This window comes from Citrobacter sp. Cpo089 (genome assembly GCF_030332695.1).
Classification (GTDB): Bacteria; Pseudomonadota; Gammaproteobacteria; order Enterobacterales; family Enterobacteriaceae; genus Citrobacter; species Citrobacter portucalensis.
On sequence record NZ_JAOWHJ010000072.1, the window covers coordinates 16590 to 29058 of the forward strand.

Consider the following 12469-nt stretch of genomic DNA (forward strand, 5'->3'; position numbering starts at 1 on the left):
GTTAGCGGCTGAGATGCTCGATAAGAGCCGGAACGACTTTGTAGATGTCGCCGACCAGTCCGTAATCGGCGTAATTGAAAATAGGGGCTTTCTTATCTTTGTTGATGGCGACAATGACTTTCGCGCCGTTACCGCCGACCATATGCTGAATTTGTCCTGAAATGCCGAGGGTGAGGTAAAGGTCCGATTTCAGTAACACGCCAGAAACGCCGATGTAGCGTTCGCGTTCCATCCAGTTTTCGCCTTCGGCAATCGGTCGTGAACAACCCACTTCTGCACCCAGTACAGATGCCAACTGGTGCACCATCTCCAGATCGTTTTGCGCAACCAGGCCGCGGCCCACACCCACCACACGTTTGGCTTTGCTGAGATCCACACTGCTCACGGATTTGGCGCGACGTTCCTGGCACATAATTTCATGGTGCGGTGCGATGTAAGGTGCAGAGACAACAGGACAGGTATGTGAAGCATTAGCCTCTACCGGTTCAAGTACGCCTGGGGCAAGAGTGATAATTGCCTGAGTTGTTTTGATTTTTTCTTTGCCGAATGCCAGGCCACCGTACATACGGTGTTCTGCGAACAGTGAGCCATCATCAAGCGTTACCGACGTGGCGTCATTTACCATCGCTGCATTGAGTTGAATACTTAACCGTGCACCAAGGGATTTAGCGCGTTTAGTAGCTGGCATCAGCAATAGCCCGGTATGTTCTTGTATCAGGGCGGCGATGGTCTCGGCAAAATTTTCAACACGCTGTAAACCAGACGTTGTTTCAAGCACGACAATCTCATCGGCACCCAGAGGTTTAACCTGATTGGCCTGTTCGTTGCCTTGTACAATAAGGTGTACCTGTTCACCCCACAGGCGTGCGCCGGACATTAATTCTGCATAGCGTTCTACGTTATCGCTGAACACCCATACGTTAGCTAATTTACTCATGATAATTTCTCTCCGTTGGGCTTAGTTCAGGGCTTTTTTCAGATGTTCAGCCAGCTCGGCGATGGCTTCTGCTGAGTCATTTTCCAGAATGATGTGCTTACGTTCTGTTTGTGGCGGAACGGTGAGGCTCACCAGTTCTGCTAACGGTGAGGCAGGTGTCCAGCCAATATCGCTGGCTTGCCACGGTGTGACCGGTTTTTTACCTGCGCCCAGAATGGCTTTCATCGAGGGAATACGTGGCGTGTTGATATCCGAGGTTACGCACAGCACGGCGGGGAGCGACAGTTCAATCACTTCAACTTCGTCTTCCAGCGTACGTTCAACCACAATGCGATCGCCGTTACGTTGGATGTTGCTGACGGCGTTAATCACCGGAAGTTGTAAGAGTTCGCCAACCAGTAAGCCAACCTGCTGGGCGTAGATGTCTCCAGACCCTTCGCCGAACAGCATCAGGTCGAATTCAATGTTTTTGGCCGCGCAGGCCAGCGCCTGAGCCGTGTCTCGCGGTAATGAATGCTCCAGTTGGGGATCCTGCACCATAAACAAACTGTCCGGCCCGCGGGACAGTACGTCTTTACGCACTTTGGAGTTTTGCAGTAGCGAGCCGCCAACCGTTAAGGCGACAATTTCATCACCTTCCGCACTAAGTTGCGTCGCGGCCTCTATTGCATTCAAATCAAACTGACTGATTTTGGCATCGGCCCGGTCAAAGTTAAGCGAACGTTGTGGGGTAACAACAATGTCCTGTTCTTCAGGCACCAACTTAAAGCAGGTTATTAGTTTCATGGCATCTCCAGTGATTCTCGTGTGGATGATGACGGGGAGTGCCATCATCAACAGTAGGGAAAATTGACTGAAAATAGTGTGCGGCAGAGGGAGACTGTTTTCGACGGGGCAATCTGTTTTCATTCCCAACAATCTTGCAAAAAAAAGGACTTTAGGAATGCTGAGTTTATGAACGTAAAGAAGACGTCGGGTGTTAAAGTGATAAACATGGAAATAAAATCGAGGCGCTTTTTTGAGAAATGGATCATATTTTTATGCGATTCTGCACGCACTATGTTTCTGGTGTGTAAATTATTATTGCTGACTTAATAACATTTATACTTTCCTATTATTTTAAAATAAAAACAATTTGCACGAGCAGCGTGCTGGAGTTGGAGGTGTCATCTTGCAGACGACGCAAATAATTTTGTTTCGCCTGGACAGAATAACGTTGTATAACGTCATCATCGTTTTTACTTTTCGATATTAATTATCCGCAAAATAACTGCCTTTCGGTGGAGGTTGTCATGTATCAACGCTGTTTTGATAATGCCATGGAGACCCTTTTTGAACAGGGGAAAACCCCGAGATTTTCGCGATTCGTCATCAGTGATGATCCTAACTGGGAGTCGGGCCATCATGTTCATGACAATGAAACAGAGCTTATCTATGTAAAAAAGGGTGTCGCAAGACTAATTATCGACTCTTCGCTGTATGTCGCGCATGCGGGTGATATCGTGGTGATAGAACAAGGGCGGTTACATGCGGTTGCTTCAGATAGCAGCGCACCTGCAACCACTTACACCTGTGCGCTCTACGGCTTTCGTTTCAACGACTGGCAGGAGAACCAACTCTTGCAGATGCACTCGTGTCCGGTTATTAGCGTCAGCCAGGGCAAAGAGGTTATTAAAAGTATCTTTAATGAACTGAGTGTTATGCTCCCGCAGAGCAAGAATAACCTGACGTCTTCCGCTTATGGCGCCTTCGCTTATGCATTAACCGTTTTATATTACGAAAACTTTAAAAATGCTTATCGTTCTGAGCAGGGATATATTAAAAAAGATATTTTAATTAAAGATGTGTTGGTTTATTTAAATAACAATTTCCGAGAGAAAATTACGCTGGAACAGTTGTCTAAGAAATTTCGTGCCAGCGTGAGCTATATCTGTCACGAGTTTACTAAGGAGTATCGTATTTCGCCGATTAATTATGTGATTCAGCGGCGAATGACAGAGGCAAAATTTTCCCTGACGAATACGGAGTCCTCGTTGGCAGAAATTTCCTGGCGGGTAGGGTATGAAAACGTCGATCACTTTGCCAAACTCTTTCAGCGGCATGTGGGTTGTACCCCCAGCGATTATCGTAAGCAGTTTAAAAATAACCTTGTAGAACAAGAATGTTTGATGCCAGAAATATGATTCACCTGGCACGTGCCGGATAACGCATTTGCGCTATCCGGCAAGCATTACTGCTTACTTATTCTGATAATCTTTCAGGATTTGGCGACCCGCGACGTAAATCATGATTTCATCTGTACCACCGCCAATGCGTTCACAGCGGACATCACGCCAGAAGCGGGAAACGCGTGCTTCGTCGGTGTAACCCAGCCCACCCATAATCTGAATGGCGTCATCAATCACTTCCATTGCAGTACGTGCACAATACAGTTTTGCCAGCGCTGCACTGGTGCGCAGAGACTGTTCCTGATCGGCCTGCCAGGCGACTTTTAACACCATATTGCGCATGTTATCGATTTTAATCGCCATCAGCGCCAGTTTTTCCTGGATCATCTGATTGTGACCAATTGGCTTACCGAATGCGATGCGCTGGTTGGCGTAACGGGCGGCATCTTCGAAGGCGCATTCAGCAAAACCGGTACTGCGCGCAGCGTTGATCAAACGTTCCATCTCGAAGTTGTACATGACGTTGAGGAAACCCATGCCTTCCTCTCCGACCATATCACTTTCATCCACTTCAACGTCATCAAGATAGACTTCGCATGTGCTGAGCATATGCCAACCGATTTTGTGCAGCGGATTAACCTTAATGCCGGGTTTCTTCGAATCGACCCACCACAGCGTAAAGGCTTTTTTCGGATCTTTTGGTTCTGGATCGCGGGCCAGTACCAGCATATATGGATACTCTTTCGCGCCGGTGATAAAGGTTTTCTGCCCGTTGAGATAGACCTTACCGTTTTTGCGAGTGTAACTGGTGGTCGCGCTGTTGTTGTCGGAACCCGCTCCCGGTTCGGTTAATGCCAGCGCATACGCTGGATCGCCAGTTTCCATGGTGCTTTCTGCGGTCTTACGCAGCTGTTCGGCGGATCCAAAACGACGCATACTGTGAATGCACTGACCGTTAGTGATCAAAAAAGCGGGTGCGCCGCATTTTGAAACTTCCATCAGCGCCAGCATCTGTGTGACGTAATCCGCCGGGATGCCACCAAACTCTTCCGGAACGCCCAGCATCGAAATACCGTTGTCCGCCAGGGCACGCATAAACTCTTTCGGGTAGGTCGCCGTCTGATCACAGGTACGGAAATATTCTTCCGGGAAATTGCTGGTAATCAGTTCTCGAATACTGGCAAGTAGCAGTTCTTGTTCTTCAGTTAAAGAAAAGTCCATCATGGTACTCCTTTTAATTGGCGGCGTCGGGTAATACAAAACCCATCGAGGCATCGATAAATAATCTTTCGTCCATCAACTTCAGATTTGGCGAAATAATTGGCGTGAAATCCATCTTGTCCAGGATGTCTTCCTGTAAAGAGACTCCCGGTGCAATTTCGATTAAATGAAGACCATCTGCTTTTAACGTAAATACAGCGCGCTCAGTGATGTAACGCACATCAAGTCCACGTTCGAGAGCAATTTTTCCGCTGAAAGTCACTTCAGGTAATTCGTTGACGAACTTTTTCACCCGACCTTCCTGCACAATATTTAACTTGCCATCGGCAACTTCCGTTTTCAGACTTCCGGCAGTTAACGTGCCGCAGAAAATAATTTTTTTGGAGGTGGCGCTAATATCGATAAAACCGCCGGTACCCATGATTTTGCCATTGAATTTATGTACGCCGACGTTGCCGTGGCGATCCACTTCGGCAAAACTTAAATAGCACACATCCAGCCCGCCACCGTGATAGAAGTCAAACTGGGAGGTCATATCCAGAATGGCGCGGGTGTTGACGTTGGCACCGAAAGCAATACCTTGAGAGGTGATGCCGCCAATCGGACCCGTTTCGACTGTCAGAATAAAATCGTCAGCACAGCCTTCTTCGCGCGCGACGAGACCAATGCCATCCGCAATGCCTACACCAACGTTGCCGACCGCACCTTTGCGCATTTCAAACAGGGCGCGTCGGGCCACCAGTTTACGCTGATTGAGCGGCAGGGAAGTTTGCTGGCTGTCATCAAGAACAAAATCGCCAGAGATAAAGCGGTTAACCGGCGCGCCACCGTACAGTTGCGTTTGGTCGGGGTCGATGACCACAATATCGACCAGATAGCCTGGAATACGTACCGACTTCGGATGCAACGTGGCTTTCTTCACCATTTTTTGCACCTGCATCATAACAATGCCGCCGTTATTGTGTACGGCCTGGGCAATCACCAGCGCATCGAGATACATAACTTCATCTTCAAAGGTGGCGTAACCTTCACTGTCACAGGTGGTGGCGCGAATAAAGGCGATGTTTGGCGCAATGGCTTTGTAATACAGGTACTCTTTGTTATCAATTTCCACCAATTTGATCAGATCTTCGGTGGTCACTTCATTCAGCTTACCGCCCTGTTGGCGAGGATCAACAAATGTACCGATGCCGATATCACTGAGGATACCTGGCTGGTGAGCCGCCGATGCACGCAGGGTTTGGGTTAATACACCCTGAGGATAGTTATAGGCAGCAATTTTATTTTGTTCCGCCAGGTCGGAGATTCGTGGTGATTGTCCCCAGTGTCCGCATAATGCCCATTTGACTAAGCCTTCCTGTGCCAGCGGGCTAATTCCCCGGTCGGCACGGTCACCCAGACCTGTAGGACTAATCAACGCTAAATTTCGTGGTGACTGAGAGTTTTTATATTTTTCAGCCAGTGCATTAATTAATGTTGTTGCTTCGAGAATACCCCCGCCTGCACCTAATACACAAAGAGTTGCTTCATCAGGAATATAATTGACTGCATCTGCAGCGGATAATACGGGTACCCGACCATCTATACGATTTGGCCTTGAAAATTTCATGTGAACTCCAGATTATATGCGTGCGTCTACCTGTCGCAATATTCGACAATAATATTGTGAGTTATATAATAACGCTTAATTACCGGCCAGATATCCGTGGTTAGACGAATATCTGGGGTAGGGCATTACTGATATTTATATGGATATATCTGTAATTAAGCCTGATGCAATATTGTCAATACAGTACGCAGGTCGGTGACCGAAATTTGTCCTGGTGCGGAGGCTTTTTTTACTGCCCCAAAGGTTGCCGCTGAACCGAAAATCTCACCAGACAGACGTGAAATCACCCCTGTTTTAGCCATCGACATGGTGATTATCGGGCGATCGGCATAGCGTTCTTGCATTTCCAGCGTGGCACTAAGCAGCGTCAGAACATCCGCTTTATTTTGCGGCATCAAGGCAATTTTCGGGATATCTGCGCCCAGTTCCTGCATTTTACGCAAGCGCTGAACAATCTCTTCCGCGGCTGGTGTCTTATGAAAATCGTGATTGGACATAATCACAGAGACATTTTTCGCGTGCGCATGCTCGACGGTCGCTTTGACCAGTTCGTCTCCGGTAAACAGTTCCAGATCGATCATATCCACCAGACCGCTGTCTACTGCCGCGCGGTTAAGTGCAATATAGTGCTCAACAGACAGAGCCTGTTCACCGCCTTCTTTGGCGCTACGGAAGGTGAAAAGCAGTGGTTTGTCAGCCATCACATCGCGGATGGTGCGCGCAGCTTCCAACACCGCCTCAATGGAAGAGACATCGGTGAAATGGTCTACGCGCCATTCCAGAATGTCGAAATCCGCTTCGCGATAGGCCAGCGCTTCGCTTTTTACCGTTGCGATGTCTTTACCCATCAGCGAGACAATGATTTTCGGCGCACCCTCGCCAATAACGAGGTTTCTTACGGTTACGGTTTTCATTGATTACCCTTTAACTATTGTACAAATGCTTGCCCGTCAGGCGGCAAAACCCATAACCTGTTTCACATAATCCAGTGGGAAATCTTTCCCGGTCCAGAGCTTGAACTGTTCAGCCCCTTGCCACAACAACATGCCGTAACCATCAATTGTTTTGCAACCAGCATTTTGTGCCTGCTGCAATAATTTGGTCATATGCGGGTTGTAGACGCATTCGGTTACCAGCAGTTCCGGACGCAGCAGGGAAGCGTCGGTCACGAGAGATTCATTTTCCAGCGGCTTCATGCCGACTTTAGTGCCGTTGGTCAAAATATCTGCGCTGGCAAGTGCGTCAGCAAAAGCCTGGCGATCGGCGAGATCGATAACGGTGACCACGCAGTCGGTGTTTTCATTGACGCGTTTGGCAAACTCCTGCGCTTTGGTAAAAAATTCATCCTGGCGGTTAAAGAGTTTAATTTCTTTGATGCCTTCAATCGCTGCCTGTGCACCAATCGCCGTCGACGCACCGCCTGCGCCCAACAGTACCATGGTTTTACCTTTGATATCGAAACCACTTTCCTTAATTGCACGAATATGGCCCGTGCCATCGGTATTGTAACCACGCAGGTAACCATCATCATTGACGATAGTGTTAATTGCGCCGACCAGCTTGGCTGCAGGTGTTAATTCATCAACATATTCACATGCCAGCTGCTTGTTGGGCATTGAGACCCCGGTACCCCGCATCTTTAAGGCCTTCAGCCCGGCAATGGCATTAGCAAACGTTGAGTTATCGACTTCAAACGCCATGTAAGTGAATGGCAATCCCGCTTTTTCTAATGCCTTATTTTGCATTTCAGGCGACAGACTGTGTCTGATAGGGTAGGCCATCAAACCAATCAGTTCATATTTTGCAGTTACGTCCATTTGATACTCCTTCTAAACAATTTATTGAAAATAACGCTCGCCCAACCGCACATCATTTTTGGGGATATCAAATACGCGGTAGTAACGAATAAAGACGATGATGGCGGTGACAAAAGCCAACAGAGCAAATGCAAGGTCCAGCAAAATAATGTATTGCAGACCAATGTTAGAGAGGTATCCGGTGATTAATGGGATAATAAAGTTAGCTACGCCACCCATCATCATATAAATGCTGGTGACTTTGGCTTTGCTCCTGGGAAAGAACTCCGACATCACCGAGACACCGAGCTGTAAAATACCGCCAGCGGCAGAGAATCCAATGAGAAATGAACCTGCGTTACATACCAACGGAGATGGGTATAAATAGATGACGGCTGCGGTGATGGTTGCCAGTCCGGCGTTAAATACATTCGCCCAAATAGGCCGTACCCATTTTTTCAACAGTGCGGCAAAGATAAATACGCAGACCAACGAACCCATACTGTAGTAAGAGATTGTTTTCAGGGCGTCGGATTCTGCCATACCGGCAAAGGCCATCGCATATTTCGGCATCCAGACTACGATGACGTAAAAAGTCGAAAAGGCAGCAACACCAAACATGACGGATGCCACACCTTCCAGCCAGACCAACGGTTTACTGTTCATCTGTGGCAGATCTTTCGCGATGCCAGCATCCACCATCTGGCTGGGGAAACGACTTTTTAGCAGCATCAGGGTAATGACTACAAACAACGCACCCGGGATAATGACCGCATAACCGTACCAGATATGGTTGAGCAGCATGGTGCTGACGACGATGGGATAGATCATCTGCCCAAACGAGACCATAGCTTTTACCAGGATAACGGCTGAGCCAGAGGCTTTAGGGAAGCATTCCATTAACGCCGGGTACCCACCGGTATCCAGTGCCGAGTTTGCCACGCCAACGCAAACGGCCAGAATAAAGGCAATCATCAGATTAGGGCTGGCGGGAATACCGAAGAAGAACAGTATATAAAGAATCGCCCCTAACAGAATGATAGCCCGACGACCAAATTTATCTGAGAGCACGCCAAAGAATAAGATACTCACCAGTCGCCCCAGACCAATGCCTGAAATCAAATAGGCAATTCCTGCATTGTCGGTGGAAAACTTTTCTGCAAGAGAGGTCATATTTTGCGCCAGTGTTATGACGCTAATACCGTGTAGGAAATAACTTAAATAAATACAGGTTATCGCCAAAAGAAATGGCGTATTAAAGGTCTTGCTTTGAGACATTTTCACAACTCCTTGCGGATTTTAAAATTGTTCTGTGCTCGTCGATATTGTTTAAATTGCGGCGACCTTGTAATTAATATACCGGGCGGCAGCCACAGAACCTACATAGCATGGCGTTTAAGTTACCAGGTATATTGCATAACACACTGTGAAATTGAACTCTGCCAGCCAGTGTTTTGCTGATGTTTTAAAATATATGCCAATTATTTTGCAGAAGGGGGGAACAATATTGCATCCACGCTATTCTACGGCTTGTATCATTTTTAGCTGATGCTTTGACGCGATGTGGCTGCGATAACCAATAAACAACGCCAACAGGAACCCGACAGCAGCTATGCCAGTATCAAACCACATGATGTGAGCAATACTGGTTTCTGAGAGTTTTGCTGTTATCAATGGAATGGTGAAGGTCGCAATGCTGCCCGCGCTATAGTAAATCCCGGTCGCTTTACCCTTCGCATGCGGAAAGCGTGCGGCCATAAGCGTTAAACCGATTTGCACAACGCCCCCGGCGGAAGAAAAACCGATGAGAAACGCAAAGATAATGACCACGTAGGGTGTCGGATGCAGACAAACCATCAGCAGTGCGACAAATGAGATAAACGTATACAGCATCAGCATCGATGTCGCGCGTTCTGCTTTTCGCGCCAGCGGGGCGGTGATCAGCACACACAGTAGAGAGCCGCAGGTATAAATGCTTAACAGTTTGATAGATAACGTATAGGACATTCCGGCGACAAACTGTCCGTATTGCGCCAGCCACTGGCTTACCAGGTAAAATGTTGCCATTGCGATGTAGCCGTACAGGGTGTAACTGGCAAGGTCGAGCAGGGAGCAACGATGTTCAGGTTGTGCGGTTTCCCGTTCTGCAGGTTGAGCCCGGATGATGGTATGAGGCCCGGGGTGTGGCGGAAACCGACAGCGAAACAAAAATACGCCGTTGAGTACCATAACGGCTGCAGCCAGCAGGAAGGACCAGCCAAACCAAAGTTCGGCCCACACCAGCAGACTGATAATCATTGGCAGCAGGAATTGACCGCTGGAGACGAAGGCTTTTATCAAAATATTGGCCGTGCTGGGTGAGCGGGGGAACGCCTCCATCAGGCTGGGATAGGTTCCGGCATCGAGAAAACTGTTTGCCATTCCTGCTAAAAAACCAAAAGCATAGGCAAGAACAATACTGTGAGTATTTATGATGCCAATAAAGAAAATCAGGTAGCAGGTCATACCAAGGATAATAAATGGTCTGCGACCGTAGCGATCGGAAAGCATCCCTGCCACTAATAAAACGCTTAAGCGGCCGATACCGAGTGAGGAAATAACAATCGAGACACCCGCAGCATTGGTTTGCCACTGTTGTTCCAGCGAAGACATATTGAGGCTCATCAGAATGACCCCCATGCCGTGAACCAGGTAATTTAGGTACAGCCCTATCGCAGTGGAGAAATAGGTGTTTTTCATAATGTGTTACTCAGCGAAGAGGCTAAATAGGTATGGCGTTGCAATCTCTTAACACATACGCTCGAGATCGTGAGCATAGAGTTCAACAGCAGCCGACTGATAGATTTTCCAGTCGAGAAAACCATCGTGGTGATAAACCGCCTGAAAAGCGTTCAGATCGGGGAAAAAACGCATGGTGTTATTACCGATACGGTTATTTATTTTGTCGATAATTGCATTAATTCTTAACTTCCTCCTGGCTTTCATTTCTGAACAAATGCGGATGATGTCGTCTGGAATTTCTCTTTCACCCTTTTCCCATTGTTGCCAGGCGGAAACATTGTCATCGCGCGCGATATACCTCGCGCTTTCTTCCACCGTCATAGCAAAAATATGGCGGATCGCCTGTAGCTCTAATGCGTTCATTATTTGGTCACTTCATAAAAGACGTTAGAATAGTAATAACATTGCTGTGGATATTTCGGCTTGAAGAGAGTCACAGTATTTTGTGCAATATTATTTGTTCCTTGACGGGGAAGATAATGTGTTGGTGCGTTAAGGTTGGTGGAGTGGCGCGTGAAGGATAAAAAAAAGCCCATCGTGGGAGATGGGCAAAGACTACACACAGCAATTCGTTGTTTCACTCAGGGGATTTCCATGCTTATAAATCAATGTGTTGATCTAAAGCCATGGGCTAATAGTAGGCATAGTGATTTTTTACGTCGATCAGATTCATCTCAATAGTTTAAAAACTGTAAAGGATTTGCGACACAAATGATTATTTTAAGAAAGACAAGGTTAGGTCTAATCCCGCAAGAGGGAGGATTGATTAGTATTGTTAAACAATCAGGCGGCGCTGCCGCCTGATGTTGGATTACTTATTGCGTTCGATTTCAGCAATTTCTTCGAGGATTTCATCCGGATTGGTACCTGGCGCAGGGGCTTCGTTTACCCAGGCGGAGAACAGACGCCAGGAAACGGCCAGTACCACTGGGCCGATAAACAGACCAATCATGCCGAAGGCAATCAGTCCACCGATGACCCCGGAGAGAATCAGGATCAGTGGCAAATCGGCACCCATACGAATCAGCATCGGTCGAATCACGTTATCCAGTGTTCCGACCACGCCGCTCCACACCAACAGCACGGTGCCCCAGGTGGAATCCCCCGTCCAGTATAGCCAGATAATGGCCGGAATCAGCACCGGCAACGGCCCCAGTTGCACCAGACAAGACAGGATCATCAATACCGCCAGCAGCGTGGCGTAAGGCACGCCGGTTACCGCCAGACCAATTCCCCCGAGCACTGCCTGCACCAGAGCGGTGACCACAACGCCCAATGCGACGGCGCGAATGGCTTGCGCGGCCAGCAAAATGGCAGCATCGCCACGTTTAGAGGCAAGACGGCAAGCGAAGTGACGAATACCTAATGCGACCTGTTCACCGCGCCAGTACAACAGGGCACTGAACAGCAGCATCAGACCACAGTGCATCATAAAGCGGCCGATATGCGCGGCCTGACCGACGAACCAGGTGGTGGTGGTACCGATATAAGGACGAACCTTGGCCATAATGGCCGAGCCGCCCATATCCAGTAAGCTGTGCCATGCGCCATACATTTTGGCACCCACCAGTGGAATGCTGTTCAACCATGCCAGATCCGGTAGCGTCATATCACCTGCGGTTACGGCATGGATTAGCGGCCCGCTGCCATCGACGATACTGTTAACCAGCAGCGCGATGGGGATGATGAACAACAGCACTAACAACAGCGTCATCACCAGTACGGCAAGTGAACGGCGTCCCCAGAGCAATTTTTGTAAGCGTAGCAGGATAGGCCAGGTCGCAATGACAATCGTGCCTGCCCAGGCAAAACCAAGGATAAAGGGCTGAACAATCCAGAGACAGGCCACAATCAGGATGGCTAAAAACAGCACCGATAGCAGCACTTGTGCAATATCCCTGGGCTGACGGAAATTTACCATAAATACTTTTCACCTTTGTCTTTGCGCCAGAACGTT

The 12469-nt window shown here is 48.2% G+C and carries 11 protein-coding genes and 1 other RNA gene; 1 reads left to right on the forward strand and 11 read right to left on the reverse strand.

The window, feature by feature from the left end; all coding sequences use genetic code 11:
* Window position 1 precedes the first annotated feature (1 nt).
* Together OGX92_RS18985 and OGX92_RS18990 are read right to left on the reverse strand one after the other, a co-directional pair.
* Window positions 2–937, reverse strand: a complete 936-nt coding sequence (locus tag OGX92_RS18985; RefSeq protein WP_063941506.1) for an electron transfer flavoprotein subunit alpha — start codon at window positions 935–937, stop codon at window positions 2–4.
* A gap of 21 nt (window positions 938–958) precedes the next feature.
* On the reverse strand, window positions 959–1723 hold the full coding sequence (locus tag OGX92_RS18990; RefSeq protein WP_003832614.1) for an electron transfer flavoprotein: 765 nt from the start codon (window positions 1721–1723) through the stop codon (window positions 959–961).
* Between the two features lie 506 nt (window positions 1724–2229).
* Here OGX92_RS18990 and OGX92_RS18995 point away from each other — a divergent pair.
* On the forward strand, window positions 2230–3120 hold the full coding sequence (locus OGX92_RS18995) for an AraC family transcriptional regulator (protein ID WP_286586960.1): 891 nt from the start codon (window positions 2230–2232) through the stop codon (window positions 3118–3120).
* Between the two features lie 54 nt (window positions 3121–3174).
* On the opposite strand, the gene OGX92_RS19000 is transcribed toward OGX92_RS18995, so the two are convergent.
* The 9 genes from OGX92_RS19000 to ydiK form a co-directional block, all read right to left on the reverse strand.
* The gene (locus OGX92_RS19000) at window positions 3175–4326 is read right to left on the reverse strand and encodes an acyl-CoA dehydrogenase (RefSeq protein WP_003832619.1); all 1152 of its coding nucleotides are present in this window, start codon (window positions 4324–4326) and stop codon (window positions 3175–3177) included.
* Between the two features lie 13 nt (window positions 4327–4339).
* Window positions 4340–5935 (reverse strand): acyl CoA:acetate/3-ketoacid CoA transferase, encoded by a 1596-nt coding sequence (locus tag OGX92_RS19005; protein ID WP_126318305.1) that lies wholly within the window; start codon window positions 5933–5935, stop codon window positions 4340–4342.
* A gap of 155 nt (window positions 5936–6090) precedes the next feature.
* Window positions 6091–6849 (reverse strand): type I 3-dehydroquinate dehydratase, encoded by a 759-nt coding sequence (aroD, locus tag OGX92_RS19010; protein ID WP_286586961.1) that lies wholly within the window; start codon window positions 6847–6849, stop codon window positions 6091–6093.
* Between the two features lie 36 nt (window positions 6850–6885).
* Window positions 6886–7752, reverse strand: coding sequence for a quinate/shikimate dehydrogenase (gene ydiB / locus OGX92_RS19015; protein ID WP_063941508.1), 867 nt, complete (start codon window positions 7750–7752; stop codon window positions 6886–6888).
* A gap of 21 nt (window positions 7753–7773) precedes the next feature.
* Window positions 7774–9009, reverse strand: a complete 1236-nt coding sequence (locus tag OGX92_RS19020; RefSeq protein WP_003832627.1) for an MFS transporter — start codon at window positions 9007–9009, stop codon at window positions 7774–7776.
* Between the two features lie 240 nt (window positions 9010–9249).
* Entirely contained in the window at window positions 9250–10470 is a 1221-nt protein-coding gene (locus OGX92_RS19025) for an MFS transporter (protein WP_286586962.1), read from the reverse strand.
* 48 nt (window positions 10471–10518) lie between these two features.
* The gene (locus OGX92_RS19030) at window positions 10519–10875 is read right to left on the reverse strand and encodes a YdiL family protein (protein ID WP_126956230.1); all 357 of its coding nucleotides are present in this window, start codon (window positions 10873–10875) and stop codon (window positions 10519–10521) included.
* 157 nt (window positions 10876–11032) lie between these two features.
* Window positions 11033–11140, reverse strand: an RNA gene (rprA, locus tag OGX92_RS19035) — antisense sRNA RprA.
* 183 nt (window positions 11141–11323) lie between these two features.
* Window positions 11324–12433 (reverse strand): AI-2E family transporter YdiK, encoded by a 1110-nt coding sequence (gene ydiK, locus OGX92_RS19040; protein ID WP_003832632.1) that lies wholly within the window; start codon window positions 12431–12433, stop codon window positions 11324–11326.
* Between the last annotated feature and the right edge of the window lie 36 nt (window positions 12434–12469).